At 29.6% G+C, this 19969-nt stretch carries 20 protein-coding genes; 5 read left to right on the top strand and 15 right to left on the bottom strand.

Going from position 1 to position 19969, the window contains the following annotated elements; translation table 11 throughout:
- Positions 1-74: 74 nt before the first annotated feature.
- The 4 genes from BD821_RS06370 to BD821_RS06355 all read right to left on the bottom strand — a co-directional run bounded on the left by BD821_RS06370 (position 75) and on the right by BD821_RS06355 (position 5057).
- Entirely contained in the window at positions 75-1274 is a 1200-nt protein-coding gene (locus BD821_RS06370) for an FprA family A-type flavoprotein (RefSeq protein WP_104409773.1), read from the bottom strand.
- A 53-nt stretch (positions 1275-1327) separates the two neighbouring features.
- Positions 1328-3235, bottom strand: a complete 1908-nt coding sequence (locus tag BD821_RS06365; protein ID WP_104409772.1) for an acyl-CoA dehydrogenase family protein — start codon at positions 3233-3235, stop codon at positions 1328-1330.
- Between the two features lie 482 nt (positions 3236-3717).
- Positions 3718-4497 (bottom strand): helicase-related protein, encoded by a 780-nt coding sequence (locus BD821_RS06360; RefSeq protein ID WP_104409771.1) that lies wholly within the window; start codon positions 4495-4497, stop codon positions 3718-3720.
- Between the two features lie 5 nt (positions 4498-4502).
- A complete protein-coding gene (locus BD821_RS06355) occupies positions 4503-5057 on the bottom strand; it encodes a GNAT family N-acetyltransferase (RefSeq protein ID WP_104409770.1) in 555 nt (184 codons plus the stop codon).
- A 672-nt stretch (positions 5058-5729) separates the two neighbouring features.
- On the opposite strand from BD821_RS06355, the gene BD821_RS06350 reads away from it, so the two are divergent.
- The gene (locus BD821_RS06350) at positions 5730-6104 is read left to right on the top strand and encodes a hypothetical protein (RefSeq protein ID WP_104409769.1); all 375 of its coding nucleotides are present in this window, start codon (positions 5730-5732) and stop codon (positions 6102-6104) included.
- Positions 6105-6328: 224 nt separating this feature from the next.
- Here BD821_RS06350 and BD821_RS06345 read toward each other — a convergent pair whose 3' ends face one another.
- The 3 genes from BD821_RS06345 to BD821_RS06335 form a co-directional block, all read right to left on the bottom strand.
- Entirely contained in the window at positions 6329-7606 is a 1278-nt protein-coding gene (locus BD821_RS06345; RefSeq protein ID WP_104409768.1) for an FAD-dependent oxidoreductase, read from the bottom strand.
- Positions 7603-8505 (bottom strand): sulfide/dihydroorotate dehydrogenase-like FAD/NAD-binding protein, encoded by a 903-nt coding sequence (locus BD821_RS06340; protein ID WP_242971469.1) that lies wholly within the window; start codon positions 8503-8505, stop codon positions 7603-7605. The genes BD821_RS06345 and BD821_RS06340 overlap by 4 nt, the downstream gene beginning before the upstream one ends.
- Positions 8506-8669: 164 nt before the next feature.
- Positions 8670-9083, bottom strand: coding sequence for a hypothetical protein (locus tag BD821_RS06335; RefSeq protein ID WP_104409766.1), 414 nt, complete (start codon positions 9081-9083; stop codon positions 8670-8672).
- A 195-nt stretch (positions 9084-9278) separates the two neighbouring features.
- Between BD821_RS06335 and asd the strand changes: the two genes are divergently transcribed.
- Entirely contained in the window at positions 9279-10364 is a 1086-nt protein-coding gene (gene asd, locus BD821_RS06330; protein WP_104409765.1) for an aspartate-semialdehyde dehydrogenase, read from the top strand.
- 221 nt (positions 10365-10585) lie between these two features.
- Here the strand turns inward: asd and BD821_RS06325 are convergent, their stop codons facing one another.
- Positions 10586-11449, bottom strand: a complete 864-nt coding sequence (locus BD821_RS06325) for a tRNA 2-thiocytidine biosynthesis TtcA family protein (protein ID WP_104409764.1) — start codon at positions 11447-11449, stop codon at positions 10586-10588.
- A gap of 37 nt (positions 11450-11486) precedes the next feature.
- On the bottom strand, positions 11487-11654 hold the full coding sequence (locus BD821_RS13415) for a hypothetical protein (protein WP_169994023.1): 168 nt from the start codon (positions 11652-11654) through the stop codon (positions 11487-11489).
- A 95-nt stretch (positions 11655-11749) separates the two neighbouring features.
- Here BD821_RS13415 and BD821_RS06320 point away from each other — a divergent pair, with 95 nt between their 5' ends.
- Positions 11750-13309: a recombinase family protein gene (locus tag BD821_RS06320; RefSeq protein WP_104409763.1), complete on the top strand. Its 1560-nt coding sequence runs from the start codon at positions 11750-11752 to the stop codon at positions 13307-13309.
- 194 nt (positions 13310-13503) lie between these two features.
- On the opposite strand, the gene BD821_RS06315 is transcribed toward BD821_RS06320, so the two are convergent.
- Entirely contained in the window at positions 13504-14634 is a 1131-nt protein-coding gene (locus BD821_RS06315) for a D-alanyl-D-alanine carboxypeptidase family protein (protein WP_104409762.1), read from the bottom strand.
- 117 nt (positions 14635-14751) lie between these two features.
- Here BD821_RS06315 and BD821_RS13845 point away from each other — a divergent pair, with 117 nt between their 5' ends.
- Together BD821_RS13845 and ytfJ are read left to right on the top strand one after the other, a co-directional pair.
- Complete coding sequence (locus BD821_RS13845) at positions 14752-15282, top strand: DUF2953 domain-containing protein (RefSeq protein WP_423236759.1); 531 nt, start codon at positions 14752-14754, stop codon at positions 15280-15282.
- A gap of 19 nt (positions 15283-15301) precedes the next feature.
- Positions 15302-15703, top strand: coding sequence for a GerW family sporulation protein (ytfJ, locus tag BD821_RS06305; RefSeq protein ID WP_185158475.1), 402 nt, complete (start codon positions 15302-15304; stop codon positions 15701-15703).
- A 96-nt stretch (positions 15704-15799) separates the two neighbouring features.
- On the opposite strand, the gene scpB is transcribed toward ytfJ, so the two are convergent.
- From scpB to BD821_RS13410, 5 genes are all read right to left on the bottom strand, one after another.
- A complete protein-coding gene (gene scpB, locus BD821_RS06300; protein ID WP_104409759.1) occupies positions 15800-16384 on the bottom strand; it encodes an SMC-Scp complex subunit ScpB in 585 nt (194 codons plus the stop codon).
- A complete protein-coding gene (locus tag BD821_RS06295; RefSeq protein WP_104409758.1) occupies positions 16377-17123 on the bottom strand; it encodes a segregation/condensation protein A in 747 nt (248 codons plus the stop codon). Before BD821_RS06295 ends, scpB begins: the two co-directional genes overlap by 8 nt.
- 222 nt (positions 17124-17345) lie before the next feature.
- Entirely contained in the window at positions 17346-18530 is a 1185-nt protein-coding gene (locus BD821_RS06290; protein ID WP_104409757.1) for a D-alanyl-D-alanine carboxypeptidase family protein, read from the bottom strand.
- Between the two features lie 194 nt (positions 18531-18724).
- Positions 18725-19603, bottom strand: coding sequence for a site-specific tyrosine recombinase XerD (gene xerD / locus BD821_RS06285; RefSeq protein WP_104409756.1), 879 nt, complete (start codon positions 19601-19603; stop codon positions 18725-18727).
- 174 nt (positions 19604-19777) lie between these two features.
- Positions 19778-19969 (bottom strand): hypothetical protein (locus BD821_RS13410; protein WP_423236758.1); only part of this gene is annotated, 192 nt, incomplete at its 5' end.

The following is a 19969-nucleotide window of genomic DNA, read 5'->3' as shown; positions in this document are numbered from 1 at the left end:
CATATCAATGCATAAAAAATACCAGCCCAGGAATTCTCTCAATGAGCTGGCATAAATTTAGGCCTTTTCTAAAATTACTTTATTGACTGTATAATACTATCAGCAAGATCATTCATTGAATCTATGTCATGTTCTTTCATGGTGGAATTAATTGACATCTCATTATCTAAAATAGTCATTTCTTTCATCCCATCTAAATGTTCACGCATAAGCTTTCCAGATTTAGGTGCCCATGAGCCATTTTCTATGATCGCTACTTTACGTTTTTGAATATTTAATGCCTTCATATCCATTATATAATCTAGCATTGGTGGGTAAATATTTAAGTTGTAGGTTACAGATGCAAGAACCAAGTTGCTATATTTGAATATATCAGAAATCAAATATGAAACATGAGTTTTTGAAACATCATACATAACAACATTAGTCATTCCTTTTTCTACAAGCCTTGTTGCTAAGTTATAAGCTGCAGATTCTGTATTACCATACATTGTTCCATAAACTATCATTACACCTTTTTCCTCTGGTTCATAAAGGCTCCATTTGTTATATTTATCAAGCAAATATTCTAAATCGTCACGCCACACAGGACCATGTAATGGGCATATAATCTTAATGTCAAGACTACTAACCTTCTTTAATAAGGCTTGAACATGTGGCCCATATTTACCTACAATATTTGTATAATATCGTCTAGTATCATCAATCCAATTAGAATCAAAATTAATTTCATCTTTAAACAACTTGCCATCTAAGGAACCGAAAGCTCCAAATGCATCAGCTGAAAATAGAACACCGTTGGTAGTATCAAATGTTACCATAACTTCTGGCCAATGTACCATTGGAGCAGACATAAATATAAGATTATGCTTCCCAAATGACATAGCATCCTTATCTTTAACTTCTATTACCCTACCATCTACATTAAATCCAAACTGACCCATAAATAAATAAGCTTTGTTACTACATATAATCTTCATATCGGGATAACGAAGAATAAGCTCTTCAATACCTGCCGCATGATCTGGCTCTACATGGTTTACTACCAAGTAATCTAAAGTCCTATCTCCTAAAACTTCATGAATATTTTCAAGAAACTGCCTACAAATTGACCAATCCACTGTATCAAAGAGTACAGTTTTCTCATCTAAAAGTAAATATGAGTTATAAGATACTCCTCGTGGGATGGGATGAATATTTTCAAAAAGAGCTAGTCGGCTATCATTGCCACCAACCCAATAAAGATCCTCTACTATTTTTCTAACACAATGCATAAATTAAATCCTCCTTCTCTAAAGCACATTATTATGTTTACTTATAATAATAATTAAGCTTCTATAAACATATTTTTTTCTTCACCACAATCAGGGCAAGTCCAATCTTCAGGTATCTTTTCAAATAATATTCCTGGAATTATTTCACCTTCAGCATCACCTACATTAGGATTGTATTCATACCCACATCCCTTGCAAACATGATGTTTTAATGTTGAATTTACTTTGTTTTGAACCTGTCTTTTCATCTTCTTCATTGGTGGCGCTTCTTTTTTTGCTTCCCCATTATCTAAAGCAGCTATGAGCAATGGTAGAACCTCCATCAAGTCTCCAACAATACCATAATCCGCATTCTTAAAAATTTTCGCATTAGGGTCTATATTTATAGCTACAATTGTAGATGCATCCTTTATACCTTTCAAATGTTGGCCTGCACCTGAAATTCCGCAAGCAATGTAAAGATTTCCTTTAAACTTTTGACCTGACATACCAACATAACGATTTAATGGTACATATTTAAGGGTCTCAGCTACAGGACGAGAAGAACCTATGGCAGCACCAGCTTGCACTGCTAGCTTTTCTATAAGCTTCATGTTTTCTTTTTCCCCTATACCAAGGCCTACGCTGACTACTCTTTCGGCTTTACTTATAGGAGTATCAAGAGGTATTCCAACGGCAAAGTCATAGCCATCTTCCTTAAGAGCTTTAATAAGAGCATCAACTGATTCTTTTTGAGTTTTTTCCTTGAATATTACTTGCTTACGATAACCCGTAGCAGGTACTTTTTTAGAAGATCTACTTGTATCTTCATTTTTTGGCATCTTACCTATTATATGAGATGATATAACTAGACGCTGAATCTCGTTAGTTCCTTCGTATATTGTACAAATTTTAGCATCCCTATAAGCCCTCTCAACTTCCATACCCTTTAAATAACCGCTTCCCCCAAATATTTGAAGAGCGTCGTTAACGATTTCAAGGCAAACATCAGAGGCATATTGCTTTGCCATAGCTGCTTCCATGCTATAATGCTCATGATTTTGTTTCATCTCTGCTGCACTATAAATAAGAAGTCTTGCTGCTCTAAGCTTTGTAGCCATATCCGCTAGCTTAAAAGCGATGATTTGTTGCTGACAAATAGGCTTACCAAATTGAATTCTTTCTTTTGAGTACTCTAGTGCATTTTCATATGCACCTTGTGCTATACCAAGAGCTTGAGCTGCAATACCAATACGTCCACCATCTAAAGTAGCCATAGCAATCTTAAAACCGTCTCCTTCTTTACCTAGCAAGTTTTCCTTAGGGACCTTAACTTGGTTAAATATAAGCTCTGCAGTGGCAGAAGAACGAATACCCATTTTGTCGTAATGTTTGCCAAAGGTAAAGCCTTCAAAGTCCTTCTCTACAATAAACGCGCTAATACCACGAGTGCCTATATCTGGTGTGGTAATTGCAAAAACAATATAAGTTTCAGCCTCACCTGCATTAGTAATGAAGATTTTTTCACCATTTAATATGTAATAATCTCCTTCTAAAACTGCAGTAGTTTCAGTACCACCTGCATCACTTCCAGCATTTTCTTCAGTAAGACCAAAGGCTCCAATCTTCTCTCCCTTTGCCATTGGAACTAAATACTTCTTTTTTTGTTCCTCTGTTCCGTAAGCAGACACTGGGTATGCACCTAAAGATGTATGAGCTGAAAGAATTACACCTGTACCACCATCAACTCTTGACAATTCCTCAACAGCAATGGCATAACTAATTATATCAAGTCCGGCTCCACCGTACTCTTTACCATAAGGAATTCCCATCATCCCAATATCAGCTAACTTATGAATAGCTTCTGATGGAAATTTATTTTCCTGATCTAACATAAATGCAATAGGTTTGATCTCTGCTTCAGCAAAGGCTCTAACCTTCATCCTTAGCTCTTCATGTTCTAAAGTAGTTTTAAAAAACATATTTATACCCCCTTTTAATCAATACATTTTAATTAATATATTGTATGAAATTTGATATCTTATGAATTCTATAATGTGTTTAGGTTTACACTTATTATAGGCCTTAAATCTTTGTATTTCAACTTTAACCAAACTTCTAAGTTCATAAATTAAATTTAATTATCCTTCTCAATTAATCAACGTCATCATCAACAATTAAGATTTTAATTTCATCTCTTAAATCCCTTGCATATATCATTCCTCTTATAAAATTCCTAAATATGCTTTTGTTCCTTCTAAACCTAATTTGTTCTTAATAATATATTTGATTTTTAAATCATCTGGTAATAAGTTTCTATATTTATTATCGGATAAATATAGCTCTACTATTTCTGGACTATCTTTTAAATATCTAAATATTACTTCTTCATTAAAACTTCTTTCTATTACTCTATTTATATCTTCCTTTATATTACACCCACTTATAAAAGTCGTCCTATCATCTAGTTTGTAATTTCCACCTTGCCTGGCATATTAAGTAAAAGTTGCAAAGTCCTATTTATCTTTGTACTTTGAAATGTCCTAAGTCCAATTTTATCATTCTCTTCTGTCCATTGAAATTTTTCATATCTTAAATTTTCTTTAGAAAGTTTTAATAAAACTTTTTTTATATTATCGCTATAATCGATCCAATAACTTCGATCTTCTAATATAGTTTTCATTCTAGATCTTATTTCATTGGTTATGTTCCCACTACCCCCTGAAAACATAGGTGGATTACCATCTACAGCTCTCGTTACATATATCTTTTTACTCACTAATTCTATATCTTTTACATCTTCAAAGGGCATCCCTGTATTTTCTAAAAGAATAGATATTATTTGATGAGCAAAAACATCATAAGGCTTTATTATAGGATCAAATCTATCTATCACACCATCTTCATAAAGAGATATTGCCGCTAATCCTTGCAATAAAGACCATTCATCTGTAGCTATAAAATGCAATATATTTTCTCTTGTAGTTCTACCACTTCTTCCTAGTCTCTGCCCCAAACTTGCTACAGAATGTGGAGCATTATATTGGACTATACTATCGACTGAGCCTATATCTATTCCTAATTCCAAAGTAGATGTGCAACATATAGTGAATAATTCTCCTTTGCTACTTTTTGCAAATTTCTCTGCTGTTAATCGCATATCCTTACTCACAGAAGAATGATGAGCAAAATACCTAGTATCAGAACCTCTCTTCTTTCCTAGTCTACTAAGACCTACAGCCAATCTTTCTACTTCACCTCTTGAATAAGGTTATTATATTGCATTAGCCAACAATCTTGTAAATCTCCTTCATGCAATTCATGATTAGCAAGTATTTTTATCTTTTTAAACCCACTCTTTTCATAACAGGCAATTGCTCTCTTATTTCTAGATTGCGGGTCTAATACTATCTTCTGCACATCCATTTCTGTTACTAAAAACCTTATAATTTCTTTCATTAACATTGTTCCAATGCCTTGTTCCCAATATTTAATTTCTCCAATAAATTGATCTGTTCCATAAATAATGCTATGAATATCGGTGTAACCATATTCTTCATATTGCTCTTCACCAATACGATAAAATTGGATATAACCAATAGGCTCATCTAAGTACTCAATTATACATCTTGTTTTCTTACTACTAGTATAGAATTTCTTTTCCACCATATTTTCATCATATATATTGTCTCTTCCTTCATAATATTCAAGAACCTTGCTATCTGAAAGCCATTTTACTAGAAACTTCTTGTCTGTGTGTTCCAAACTACGAATAATTAATTCTCCTGTTTTACAAAATATCATTACTATTTTCCTCCCTATTTTTAATTATAGTTATTATTAACAAAAAACATTTGATTTTTTTATGATGTATTTATCAATACTATCAAAAGTAATTTTAAAATAAGTTAATAACTCTAGTGGTGCAAATTTTATATCTTGATTTCCACTATTCTTTTTAAATTGTTTCGCTTTTGTTTTTTAATTGTTAGTATCAAGAAGATCTACGTGGTTTTAGGATTCTAATGTATATTATAAATTATATATTTAATATCTGCAGCTGAAACCACGATTTATGACAGTAGTAAGTCTTATAATACTTAGTGGATTTAATATAACTAGGAAGTATACTTTAATTGTAGTTGGCAAAAAAGATATTTATATCGTAGAGATATAATAGATACTGTAATTCATGAAATACCTTTATCCGCTTCCGATATTAATCAAATGATTCTTAGACTCAGGTGGAGTTTGCTTATAAGCAATACATCTCTCCATCAAAGGCTAGAATAACTTATAAAGGGGCGTAGCAGCCGTCATCCCCCACCTTGAAAAGGATAGGGGTGTTACGGATGGTAGCCATCGGATAAAATAGTTGACCACTTTTACTTGACTCAAACTTCTAAGTTCATAAAGTAGATTTCATTAGCCTTCTGTGATATAATTTTATTACTACTATAAAAGGAGTTGTTACTAATGGAAAATAAAATTTATGATTTACTTGAAAAAATGTACGCAGACTTTAATGAGCGTTTTATAGGCTTAGAAAAAACTACTTCTGAAATAAAATCTCAAGTAAATAATAACTCCTTAATACTTGAAAAAATCCAAACTGATATTGAAACTCTTGCAGAAGTTCAATCATCTTTTTCAGAACAACTTGACAGAGCTAAAGATAAAGATGGTAAAACTCTAGGTGAAAGACTAGATGTTATTGAACTTGCTATCACTAATACTTCAAAATCTGTAAATGATGTTATAGATGCTATTGATGTTATTAAAGACACTACTGGATCTCATGAAATGGATATTAAAATTCTTAAAAGAATTAGAGCTAAACATTCTTTGTAAGACACTTAAATAAGTGTCTTTTTTATTTACCAGAAACCACTTCACTTTCTCACCTTTTCAAGTAGTTATAATAGAATAAAACGCTGGATACTAAATCAGCTAAAATAACAGCTATGGAGATAATTTACCATCATAGTCCATGTATAAATCATATCTTCTTCATCTTAAGTATAAATAAAAAGGCGAAGACTTAAATCTCCACCTTTTTATATTATTAAACTAAGTTAAATTAGCTTATAGCTAAATATCCCATCTAAATTTAATTTCTTTATTCTATTTTGTATGCTTTCTATATCTGTAGTATATAAATTGTTTTCTTTCATCCTATTAAAGTATTCTGCTCCTGCAAAGGTATATCTGTTCCTTCTACCTTCTTTAGTTGTCATCTTATAATTTGCATAGGCTATTATATCCCCTATAGCCGTACTTCTAGGTAAGATTAGCATAGGCATTCCAAGTCCATACTTAACAGCATTATATCCTGCTAATGTACCTGTACATATAGCTTCTGTATGCCCTACAAAAAGTCCTGACTTTTCTCCACCTACAAATAAATTATCAATGCCCTTTACTCTCATATCGTCCGTTCTTGGTGCCACTGATAAATATCTTATGGAATTCCCTTTTCCTCCAGCATAAGGGTCTATATATTTAGCACTTTCCATGCCCTTTATTTTTCGTAGCTTATCTAATGGATAAAAGGTAGTCATAAGTTTTGCCTCACCAGTATCTAGTAGAACTATATTTTCTGCAAATTCTTTTAATGCATATTGTTGACATACTTTAGATTTTAATTTATCTAAATGCACATCTTCTGCTGGAACTTTTAAAACTGCTACCCCATCTTTATCTAGCTTTTCTCTTATTTCTTCTGATAAACTTTCTTTAGCTAACTTACAAGAGCCACTAAAAGCTCCAAATACATCATCTTCTCTCTCTCCTTGTAAATCATCTATACCAGCTCTAGCACTTATACTTATCCTTGGCCCAAAGGCTGGACATCTTAATATGCACATCGAGCATCCATTCCCATATCTTAAGCAATTACCCATGGGGCCTGTAGATCCTGTAGTTTCTACAAAAACATCTCCTTTAATATAAGTACCATCACTTAAGTAGATACCCATTATCCTTTTTCCTTCTCTTTCAATGTCTGAAACTCTAGCTATAAGCTTTAAATCTATGCCTAAGTCCTCAATGTGTTTCCTAACTAGGGGTTCTATTTTGTTCACATCATATAGCCAGGCATCTTTATGACCCGGAAACTCTATGTTTTTATGTCTTGATATTCCATCTGTTATTTCTATAAGCTCTCCAGCTCCCATTGCTATTAATTCTTCTGTGGCAGTAAATCTACCATTGTTTCTCATTATGCCCCCTACATTTCCAAGGCCTAAGGTAAGGTCTGTTTTTTCTAATAGTGTAACTTCTGCTCCTGCCTTTTTAGCAGCTATAGCTGCTGCAATACCTGACCAACCTGCTCCAATAACTACAACTTTCATATAAGTCTTCTCCCCTCAAATATACTATTTGGTTCTGCTTGAACCTTACATAATCTCTTTTTCTTATGGCCCTCATATCTTTCAGTGCAACTTCCACAAACCCCTTCGCCACAACACAACTTAGCATTATTACAGCAAGATAATTTAATTCTTTTATTATTAAGCTCTATTAATTTAAATATTAAAATATTTGCCCCAGAACAATGTATTAAATTTATAGATTTACTTTCTATAAATTCTTCTATAATACCTTTAGCCTCTTTAGTAAGCTCCCCTGATACTAATAAGTCACATTCAATTAATTCTACATCATACTTTTTTAAATCTTCTTCTATAAAAATATTTTTGTATCCAGCTTTATCTAATATTACTGTTACCTTATTTCCATTTGAATATAGTTTTTTTATTACAGGTATCATGGGTGCCATTCCTATACCACTACATACCACTAATGAATGACCTTCTGTGGTTTTTGCTATATTTTTAAGTCCAAATACTCCATTCCAGTAAGGTCCTCTTATTATAATTTTTTCATCTTCTGATAATTTTTCTATGCTTTTAGTTTTAATACCTTTTATTTCTATAATTACTTTTATTGTATTTTCTTCTAAATTTACATCCATAATTGAAATAGGCGTATCGTAATAGCTAATAGCTTCAGGATTTCTCATAAATACATAGCTGCCAGCAGCATAAAGATCTTGAGCTAGTTTATGAGATACTAATATAGTAAGAGATATAACATTCGTTTCTAAATACTTTTTATTTAAAATCTTACAGGTAAATTCCTTCCTATCTTCATTTACCTTATCTTTATTATCATGATATTCTTGATAAATACATACTCCTTTCCAATTAATGCAGTCGCAAAAATGCTTTCCGGAAAGTTGTGAACATATAATACAATCTCCCGACTCTGCTAGATGGCAAGGACAAGGTTAATACATAAAAATGCATCATAAAAAAACATAAGCCTATATCCTAAATTACTACGTAAAATAAGATATAGGCTTTTTATATATTAAGACATTCCATATTATTTTAACTAAATTATTTCTTTTCTTTATTCATACTTCATATTTATTAGCTGCATTATTTGGAATCTTTTTTGGTCCAGTTCAGATATTTTTATGTATACATCTTGAAATTCTTTTATCTTTTCCTCGGAAAAGTCCTTTAAAATTTCATTTCTATCTTTAATATAAACCTTAATATTTGACTTTATTTCTTCCATATCATTTAATATTTCAAGTTTTCTAATCTGTCTATATTTCTCCTCGTCATATAAATCCTCTAAAATTCCAAGTTCATTTTCATTTTTAATAAAATTTATATAACACTTACATACCCCTTCCATGGCATTGGTTAATCTATTCCAAAGTGGAAAGTCTATCATCATTAAAATATCAATTTTAAACTTTTCTAAGGTTTCTATATCCTCTTCAATCTTTTTTACATCTCCCCATAAATTGCTCACATAATCTCCCCCATTTAAAACTATAATTATATATAAAAGTATATATTAAAACCCTTAAAAAATAAACCCTAATGCAGATTTTAAATATTATAATCTATGGTGAACTTAATATTTTATAATAAATTAAGCTGCCTGTGTGTACATATATAATATATGAAAGTATAATAAAGCTATATAATATTATGGAGGTGTCTTATGAGTAGTAAATTAAAAGTAGGTATACTCGGGGGAACCGGTTTTGTAGGACAAAGATTAATTACATTATTACAAAACCATCCTTACTTTGAAATAAAGGAAATTGCTGCTAGCAAAAAATCCGCTGGGAAAAGATATGAGGATGCGGTGCATGGTAAATGGAAGTTAGATCTCCCACTACCAAACAAGGTAAAAGAAATTATTGTTAAAGATATAAATGAAGTTAAAGAAATAAGTGAATCTGTAGATTTTGTTTTTTGTGCCATAAATATGGATACAGAGGATATAATTAAGCTAGAAGAAGCTTATGCTAAAGCACACACACCAGTAATATCAAATAATTCTGCTAATAGAATGTTTGACGATATTCCTATGATAATACCGGAAATAAATTCAAATCATTTTGAGGTAATAAAAGCTCAACAAAAAAGACTAGGAACAACTAAAGGATTTATTGTAACAAAGCCAAACTGTTCAATTCAAAGTTATGTTCCTGCAATTAGCGCACTACTAAAATATAAGCCTACAAAAATAATGGTTAGCACTTATCAAGCAATTTCTGGTAGTGGGAAATTATTTTCAGATTGGCCAGAAATATTAGACAATGTTATACCTTATATAGGTGGAGAAGAAGAGAAAAGTGAAAAGGAACCTCTTAAAATTTGGGGAAATGTTAAAGATAACAAAATAAATTTAGCTACCTCTCCTATAATAAGCGCACAATGTGTAAGAGTGCCTGTATCTGATGGACATTTAGCTACAGTTTCTGTATCTTTCGAAGAAAAACCTACTAAGGATGATATCATAAAATCTTGGAAAGAATTTAAAGGAAAGCCACAGTTACTTTCCTTACCTACTGCTCCAAAACAGCTTTTAACCTATTTTGAAGAAGCTGACAGACCTCAGACTAATTTAGATAGAGATATGTATAATGGTATGGGAATAACCCTTGGTAGACTTAGAGAAGATCCATTATTCCATTATAAATTTGTATGTTTATCTCACAATACCCTTCGTGGTGCAGCAGGTGGAGCTGTATTAACTGCTGAGTTATTAAAAGAAGAAGGTTATTTAACTTCTAAATAGATTAAATGTTTCAAATAAAATTTCACCAATATTTCAGTTGATTGTTTCTAGGAAAATTATGAAAATATTTCAAAAGGTTTTTCTTTGGAAATCATAGAAATATTTTAGCTAATAATTTCCCAGGAAATTACATTGTAGCTTTGTGTTTATTTGTTAATTATACTCAGAGTATTAAATTCAAAAAGGAATTCCTACATACTAGGAATTCCTTTTTTATAAATTTACATATCATAAAATTCTAAATATGAATGACTTTCTCCGTCTTTTTTCCATCCTAGTATAGAGTCGAGCTCTACATTTTGTGCAGCTTTAAATATTGACTTATCTATATCTCTATTGGTTAATTTTAAATTTTCAATAAGATCTTTTATTTCGTGCCTTTTATTTCCTATCTTTTTTGCTGCTACCATACAAGCACAATTTAATGGCCATATGCCACTATTTTGAATAAAGTTTTGTATGTATTTTTCTTCTACATAATATAGTGGTCTTATAAGTTCTATCCCCTCAAAGTTTGCTGCCTTTAGTTTCGGAAGCATAGTTCTAAAATTGCCCGCATATAAAACATTTAATAAAGTCGTCTCAATAACATCATTAAAATGATGGCCTAAAGCAAGCTTATTACAGTTTAATTCCTTAGCTTTAGCATAAAGGGCACCTCTTCTCATTTTTGCACACATATAACAAGGGTAATCCTTTGCTATCTTATCAACTACATCAAATATACCTGAATCAAATATTTCTACAGGTATTTCTAAGTAATTGCAGTTATCTATTAGTAGTTCTCTAATATTATCATGATACCCAGGATCCATAGCAATAAAACGAAGTTCAAAGTTTACGTCACTATGTCGATGTAACTCTTGGAATAGCTTAGCCATAATTAGACTATCCTTACCTCCTGATATAGCAACTGCAACTCTATCTCCCTCTTCAACCAATTTATATTCCTTTATGGCCTTAATAAATTTAGACCAAACATGCTTTTTATATGTCTTTATAAGACTTTTCTCTATGTCTTTTAATGGCTTTCTCTCATTAAAAGGCACTAAAATATCGCAACCTTCTCCAGCTATATTATTCATTGTAACACCTCTCTTTTTCCTAGGTATTATAGCATTTTTATATTAATTTGTCTTCATTTCCATCATTAAAGCTATTATATAATACTTCAAGATCATCATTATTTAATTTTAAGGATATAATTTCTACTAGATTATTTAGTAAAGTTTCTCTACACGCTTCCTCTTTATAATTATTAACCAAAACTTTTTCTATCTTTTTTTTCAAATTAGAACCCTCCTTTAAGACTTTAATACTTACACATGAACCTTTATATATTAAATGGAATACTATATTATTATTATTGTTTTAGGTGAAATATTATGAAAGTAGCTATTTATTCAAGAAAGTCAAGAATAACTAACACTGGAGATTCTATTGAAAACCAAATTAACCTTTGCAAAGATTACTGCAAGGATAAAATTGTAGATGAAATATTTATTTATGAAGATGAGGGTTTCTCTGGTAAAAATACTGAGAGGCCTGAATTTAAAAGGATGCTAGAGGATGCTAGGCGTCATAAATTTAATTTTATAATCTGTTATAGATTAGATAGAATAAGTAGGAACTTGTATGATTTTACAAACATCATTAATGAATTAGATACATTAAATATACAATTTGTTAGCATCAAAGAACAATTCGACACATCATCTCCTATGGGTAAGGCTATGATGTATATAGCTTCTATCTTTGCTCAGCTAGAACGTGAGACTACTGCTCAAAGGGTTTCAGATAACATGCTTTTGCTAGCAAAATCAGGTCAGTGGCTTGGTGGTCAAACTCCCTTAGGTTATAAAAGTAAGTGTAAAACTTCTTATGATAACAACAAAATTAACAAGAAAACTTATGTGCTCTCCCCTATTGAAAGTGAAATTACAACTATAAGACTTATCTATGATTTATATGAAAAAAAAAGATCTTTAAATAAGGTCAAAGATCTTCTAAATGAAAATCTTATACCTGCAAAATCTAGTATTAATTGGACAGCTAAAAGGGTTCAAATTATATTAAGGTCTCCGGTATATGTTAAAAGTTCTCCTAAGGTATTAGATTATTTAAGTGCTAATAATATAAATGTTTTTGGAAATCCTAATGGACATGGTATTTTAATTTATAATAAGACTAAAAATATAACACAAAAAAGAGATAGATCAGAGTGGGTAGCCTCCATAAGTGATCATAACGGCATAATTGATAGCCCTAAGTGGCTACAAGTTCAAAGTTTACTAGATACTAATGCAAGAACACCTCCAGCTAAAGGCACGTCAAATAGAGCCCTTTTAGTTGGTATATTAAAATGTGCTAATTGTAACGGGAATATGTATATTAAACATGGACATACTTTGGCTAATTCTAATGTGAGAATCTTATATTATGTCTGTGAAAACAAATCTAAATCAAAAGGCAAGCTATGTAATAATGGAAATGTACGAGTTGATGAAATAGAAAATGCTCTGATAGAGGATATAAATAAAATTTTAATAGATACCTCTAAACTTATTGAATCTCTTTTTAATACTATAAAGCTAAAAGATTACTCCCTATATTCTCTTAATATTAATAAAGAGATACAATATAAAAATATAAAGATACAAAACTTATTAGATGAATTATCCTTAAGTCCTGAACTTTCAAAACACATTAAACCTAAGATAATAGAACTTGAGACCTCTATTAACGATTTAAAATACAAACAGTTGTCTAGAAAGATGCATTTAAAAAATAATTATCTATTAAATCTTTTTTCAAAAGAAAAGCTTAATTTATCAATGTTTAAAGATTATATTACCCTAGAGGAAAAAAAGTATATATTAAGAGGACTTATAGAATCTATTTACTTTGATGAGAAAAATCATAGCTTAGAAATAAATTACAAATAAATTTTTATGGTATATATGATGCATTTTTATGTATTAAGCACAAAATTCTGTTCCTGCATCAATACAATCTATTATTTCATATTTCATATATACCATCCTTTCCTGTTTAAAAAGAATATTATAAATACTTTTCTATATTATTAAAGTATTTATTTAAATAATATATGTTACAACTAAAACTATTAATTTTAAGATTACTTAAATAGTTTACCCTTTAATTTTTGAAAGTTTGATATACTTATGACATCTTCTTTACTATATATTATTCCTTCATAAATTATATTTTCTTGTGACCTTATTATAATGCTTCCTACTATATCATCCTTTTTTATGGGTGCCTTAATATCTTTATTAACTATTATATTAACATCTTCACTTTTACCTTTTTCTATTGGAATTATTATATCTTCTTTTATATATGCTTTTACGCTATCTATGCCATCTTTAATTTCCACTTCTTTCACTATATCATCTTTTGAAAACATTTTTTTATATTCATATTTTTTCAAAACATAGTCATAAATATTTTTAGTTTCTTTCCATCTTTCGTTGCAATTTAAAACTACAATTATTACATCATTATTATCATAGGATATAGATGATACAAGGCATTTACCTGCATTTCCTGTATATCCTGTCTTCACTCCATTAGCTTCTGGAATTTGCCAAAGTAATTTGTTTATATTATTGTAGTCTCTTGTGAATTTCATTTCATCTTTTTTTACGCTTTTACTAGAAACTATTTTGCTAAATATTTCATTTTCTTTTGCCTTAACTGTTAATAGAGCTAAATCATAAGCCGTAGAATAGTGCTCTTCTTTGTCTAAGCCATGAGGTGTGCTAAAACTTGTATCTAAAAGTCCTATATTAAGTGCATACTCATTCATAAGTTCAATAAATCCATCTACAGAGCCTGCAACGCCTTCTGATATAGCTATAGCTGCATCATTTCCTGATCTAAATAAAAGTCCATATAAGAGCTCTTTTATTGTAATGTTTTCACCTTTTTTATAGCCAACCTTTGACCCTTTTACATTTTGAGCATTTTTACTTATTTCAACTGTTTTATTTAAATCTCCATATTTTAATGCAACTAAAGCTGTAGCTATTTTTGTTGTACTAGCCATTGGTAATATTGTATGAGAACCTTTATCATATAATACACTTCCTGTTTTAGCATCAATGGCTACAACGGATAGTGCTGAAACTCTAATTTCTTTCAAAGCATTTGAATTTACTTTTGCTAAAGTTTTAGTATTAAATAATAAGGTAGTTATAAATAATACTACTAAAACCTTGGCTATATAATATTGTTTTTTTCTCATAAATACATACCTCCATATAATAAGCTTTAAATTAGTATTTCCAATAACCTAACATTGATACTAATTAATTTTTTATATATATACTTAAAAGAGGAATTATTGGCAATAATAGAAGATATGTTGTTGATTGGAGGACAAATCATGTTTATTAAATGTTTAATTATATTTTCTTTTTTAATTATACTTGCACTTATTCCCATCCCCTTAAAAATAAGCTTAGAAGTGAAAGATAAAAAAGTTCACATTAAATTATTTAACAAATCTATTAATTTACATAATCAAAGAAAACAAAATTTACATAAAAATATTAAGTCTAATAAAATAAAATATATTAATCTTTTAAGCAGATATAAATCCTCTAATTTTAAAAGTAATATATCTATAGATACTTATATAGAACATGGGTCTAATGATGCTTCACTTACTGCTATATCCTATGGGACCTTGAACTCATTTTTTTATATACTATATTCATTATTACAAAATATATTTAAAATAAAGCATTACAATTTAAAAATAGTGCCAAATTTCAATAAAACTATTTTACATCTAAAAATAAGGTGCATAATTTACATAAATATGGCACAAGTTATTAATATACTTTTTATGTATAGGAAATCAATTAAGGAGGTGAAAGCTAAAGAGTGATTACACTCTTAGCATCATTATGGAAAATCATCCTATTGACAATTTAATGAAAACTACTATGGAAAACATTCGAGATATGGTAGATGTAAACACCATAGTCGGAGATACAATTGAAACGAAAGATGGTAGTGTTATATTACCTATTTCAACAGTATCTTTTGGTTTTGCTTCAGGTGGATCTGAATTTTTACCTACCTGCCAAAAAAACAGTGGAGAAGATACAACTAATTTCCCTTTTGGAGGCGGTTCAGGGGCTGGAGTATCCATTAAACCTGTGGCATTCTTAGTTTTAAGAAATGATTGCTTAAGACTATTATCCGTAGATCAAGATAATACCTATGATAAGATAGTAGATACCGTTCCGCAGGTAATAGACATGATGAAAGATTTGCTAAATAACAAAAAGTGTAAAGAAGAATAAAAAATCTTCTAGCCTTATGGTTAATGATGTAATTATTTTAAGTTAGGGAAGACTTATATTTCCCTAACTTAAAATTACACTTATAACTTTATACAATTATGTTTCTTCTGTACTTGCTACCTCATCTAAAAATGATTCTAGTGATGGTAACTCTTTAAGTGTCTCTATATTAAATTGTTTCAAGAATTCAACAGTAGTACTATAAAGTATAGGTCTTCCTGGAACATTTAAACGTCCATTTTCTTTTATTAAATTTCTTTCTAATAACTTTTGTATAGCACTATCACTTTTAACACCTCTTATCTCATCTACATCAATCCTTGTTATAGGCTGTTTATATGCAATTATAGCAAGACTTTCAAGTGCTGCTTGAGATAGTGACTGACGTGAACTTCCCTTTAATACTTTTTGGATATATTCACTGTTTTCAGGTTTAGTAACAAGTTGATATTTACCATCTATATGTATTAATTTTATACCTCTTTTATCACCTTCATAATCCTTTATCATAAAATTTAAAAGCTCTTTTGTGTAGCCATTACTACATTCAATAATATTTGAAATATACCCTAAATCTATAGGTTCTCCACTAACAAAGAGCAATGATTCTATTACTGAAGTATATAATATATTTTTTGATGTTTGTTCAAATTCTATTTGATTTAAATCTTTATTATGCATTTAATATAATCCTTTCTATGTAAATTTCAGAAAAACTATCCCCTTGAGTAACATTTATAGACCTTTCTTTGATTAATTCAAGTAATGCTAAAAATGTAACAACAACTTCTAGTTTAGAGTTGCAAGCAAGTATTACCTCATAAAAGGTTATATTATTATTTTTATATAAAATTTCTTGTATATGCCGTATCTTATCTTCTACCTTGTATTTATCTAAAGGTATTTGTGTTTCTATAACATTACTAGTGTTCTTTTTGTTTTTGTAATTTAATATTAAGTCATTATATAAATTATATAAATTAAGCATAGTAACATTTTTTAAGAGTTCTTCATTGGTTTTAGGTATCTTTTCTCCAATTACCTCTGGCATTTTAGCATACATTTCCCCTGTATCACCTTTTAACTTTCTAAAATATATAGAGGCTTTCTTAAATTTCTTATACTCTATTAGCTTTTGTAATAGATCCTCTTTGTACCTTTCTTCATCTTCATCCTCTTCTTTTTTTATTTTGGGAAGAAGCATCTTTGATTTAAATTCTATAAGTGTTGCAGCCATAACGATAAACTCTGAAGTTATCTCAAGATCTAATTCTTTCATTTCTTTAATATACTCTATATATTGATTAGTAATTTCATATATTTTTACATTGTAAATATCCATCTTGTTCTTTTTGATTAGGTGTAATAACAAATCAAAAGGACCTTCAAAATTTGATATTTTAATATTTAAACCCTCCATAGAATCCACCTCTTATAATTTCTCTCTAGTAGTACCTATTAATTATATTATAGCCTTTGCATATTGTCATCTTTATATCTTAAATGCAAAAAAGAGTTTCTAAAAATATAAGTATATATATTTTAAAAACTCTTTCTTAATATATTAAATTTAGATATGTTTAGGTGAATAAATCTATTTTTTGTATCTCGTTAATTCAAAGGGAAATATTATTACATATTTTTAAATTGCCCCTTCAAATATATTCTTTAAGTTATACTTAATATTATCTATTAAAGTAGATTTTTTAATCTCTCTGTCTGTATATATCTCAACCTCACCTAAAAGAGTTTCTCCTTCATAATATTTACAGTGACCTATTACATCATCTTTATTATAACTTTTTTTATCTTCATCCATTATCAATTCTTTTGTTGTTTCAACTTTTTGACCCTTTTCTACTATAATATTTAATTCTTCTTTAGCCTTTGCTATAAAATATCTTTCTCCGCTTTTATCTAAAACTATTTTATCAACTTCTGCATCTTTTTCCACAATACTTTTTTTCTCAAATTTAGAGAAACCATAATTCATAAGCATACTAGCATCTTTATTTCTTATTTTATAGGTAGGTGATCCCATTATTACAGCCAATACCCTTACACCATCTTTAGATGCAGTTGAAGATATGCAGTACTTAGCTTCTTCTGTATAACCAGTTTTTAATCCATCACACCCATCAAAAAATCTTACTAATTTATTATGATTTACAAGCTCTATAGGTGACTTTCTTCCTTCGGATATGGTCTCCATATATGTACCTGTATATTTTAATATATCAGAATGCTTTAAAAGCTCCCTTGACATTATTGATATATCATACGCGGTACTCAAATGTCCTTGTTCCGGAAGTCCAGTGCAATTTTTAAATGTAGTATCCATCATTCCGAGGCTAGAGGCTCTTGCATTCATCATGTTAACAAAGGCCTGTTCTGTACCACCTAGAAATTCACCCATAGCAACTGCTGCATCATTTCCTGAGGCAATAGCTATACCCTTTATTATTTCCTCTACTGTTCTTACCTCTCCTGTATCTAACAACATAGTGCTACCACCCATTTTTTTTGCGGTTTCACTTATTGTAACCTTATCTTGAAATGTTATATTACCTTTATCTATTTCCTCCATAGCTATAAGCATTGTCATTATCTTCGTAACAGAAGCTGGTGCAAATTTTTCTTTAGAATTCTTTTCAAAAATAATCTTTCCTGTACTCACCTCCATTAATAATCCGGATTTAGCTTCTATATTCAATCCCTCTGATTTTATATCTTTATTTAATTCTTTTTCCTCTGCAGGAACATTTACCATAAGCAAATTAAGTATTAAAATTAAGCTTGAAAATATCTTGATTTTCTGTATTTTCATAGTAATTCCTCCTTCCTTTAAACTTATTTTTTCCTAAATTCGAATTATTATCACTATAAATGAAATTATTTTAAAAAAAATAAAAAATACCTCCTAGTAGATAATCTATTTTTAATTAATTAGATTGTCTACTTTGGAAGTATCAGTTCATTAATAACTGTTTTTCAATATGTTATTTATTTAATTTTAGGTCCTTAAGCTCTTGGATGAGCCTTTTTATATACTTCTATTAATTTATTCTTTTTAGTTATAGAATAATAAATTTCTGTAGTAGATATGTCAACGTGACCTAAAAGTTCCTGTACTGATTTAATATCTGCACCATTTTGTAAAAGGTGAACAGCAAAAGAGTGTCTAAATGTATATAAATTTATATCTTTATCAATGCCAGCTTCTTTAGCATAAGCTTTAACTATTTTCCAAAATCCTTGACGACTCATCTTATTTCCTCTTGAATTTAAGAACAATAATAAGCTTTCTGAATTACTTATAGTTTTTCTTAAATCTAAATATTCCCTAACATATCTTATGGCTACACTTCCTAGTGGTATTATTCTTTCCTTTTCTTTTGAGCCTTTACAGACCATATACTCCATGTTTAGGTTTACATCAAAAATTCTTAAATTTAGTAGTTCTGTAACTTTAATACCTGTTGCATACATTAATTCTAGCATAGCTCTATCTCTTACACCTTTATATGTTGCTGTATCCGGTAAGTTTAGCAAGGTGTTCATTTCCTCTATTGTAAGTATTTCAGGAAGATTTCTTTTTATTTTGGGTAGTTCATAATTTATCATTGGAGATTCTATTATTAGATGTTTTTGTAATAAAAATTTATAGAAATTTCTAAGAGTAACCAAATTTCTATTTATGGAAGAATTAGCTATACCTTCTTTTATAAGTTGTTGAACATAAGACATAATTAAAATTTCATCAACTTCATTAAATTGTTCTTCCCTATTATTTAAAAATGCAAAAAACTTCTCTAAATCATTACTATAAGCTTCTATAGTATTTTTAGATAAATTTTTACTTTTTATAAAGTTTATATACTTTTCCATGTATTCATCCATAAATCTCACCTATAATCCTTAATATATACTATATATATTAACACATTTATGTAAAGTTAAAAAGTTTTCTGTATTATAGGTTTGAGTCAAGTAAAAGTGGGCAACTATTTTGTTTAATTTATTATCCATTATTTTACATGAGATATTTATAATTTACCATGCCCATTTTTATTCTTAATTGTAGCTAAGATCTCCAAATCCTTTTAATCCACAAAGTTTTTGTATTACTTTTCTTCCCAAAGTAACCGCGGCTCCACTATAAGGAATAGGTGCGGTATGTATCTTATATTCTTTAGATTTCGTACCCTTTTTATTAACCGCGGAAGCGGATAAAGGTATTTCACGAATTACAGTATCTATAACGCC

The sequence above is a fragment of the Clostridium algidicarnis DSM 15099 genome (assembly GCF_002934235.1).
Taxonomy (GTDB): domain Bacteria; phylum Bacillota; class Clostridia; order Clostridiales; family Clostridiaceae; genus Clostridium_L; species Clostridium_L algidicarnis.
This window is presented reverse-complemented; position numbering and strand designations above follow the sequence as displayed.

Coding starts and splice junctions, on each gene's coding strand:
- ytfJ (WP_185158475.1), top strand. CDS start 15,302: ATGGAAAATCATCCTATTGACAATTTAATGAAAACTACTATGGAAAAC.
- BD821_RS06355 (WP_104409770.1), bottom strand. CDS start 5,057: ATGATATTTTGTAAAACAGGAGAATTAATTATTCGTAGTTTGGAACAC.
- BD821_RS06350 (WP_104409769.1), top strand. CDS start 5,730: ATGGAAAATAAAATTTATGATTTACTTGAAAAAATGTACGCAGACTTT.
- BD821_RS06315 (WP_104409762.1), bottom strand. CDS start 14,634: ATGAGAAAAAAACAATATTATATAGCCAAGGTTTTAGTAGTATTATTT.
- xerD (WP_104409756.1), bottom strand. CDS start 19,603: ATGGATGAATACATGGAAAAGTATATAAACTTTATAAAAAGTAAAAAT.
- asd (WP_104409765.1), top strand. CDS start 9,279: ATGAGTAGTAAATTAAAAGTAGGTATACTCGGGGGAACCGGTTTTGTA.
- BD821_RS06365 (WP_104409772.1), bottom strand. CDS start 3,235: ATGTTTTTTAAAACTACTTTAGAACATGAAGAGCTAAGGATGAAGGTT.
- BD821_RS13845 (WP_423236759.1), top strand. CDS start 14,752: ATGTTGTTGATTGGAGGACAAATCATGTTTATTAAATGTTTAATTATA.
- BD821_RS06370 (WP_104409773.1), bottom strand. CDS start 1,274: ATGCATTGTGTTAGAAAAATAGTAGAGGATCTTTATTGGGTTGGTGGC.
- BD821_RS06345 (WP_104409768.1), bottom strand. CDS start 7,606: ATGAAAGTTGTAGTTATTGGAGCAGGTTGGTCAGGTATTGCAGCAGCT.
- BD821_RS06295 (WP_104409758.1), bottom strand. CDS start 17,123: ATGGAGGGTTTAAATATTAAAATATCAAATTTTGAAGGTCCTTTTGAT.
- BD821_RS06320 (WP_104409763.1), top strand. CDS start 11,750: ATGAAAGTAGCTATTTATTCAAGAAAGTCAAGAATAACTAACACTGGA.
- BD821_RS06325 (WP_104409764.1), bottom strand. CDS start 11,449: ATGAATAATATAGCTGGAGAAGGTTGCGATATTTTAGTGCCTTTTAAT.
- BD821_RS06290 (WP_104409757.1), bottom strand. CDS start 18,530: ATGAAAATACAGAAAATCAAGATATTTTCAAGCTTAATTTTAATACTT.
- scpB (WP_104409759.1), bottom strand. CDS start 16,384: ATGCATAATAAAGATTTAAATCAAATAGAATTTGAACAAACATCAAAA.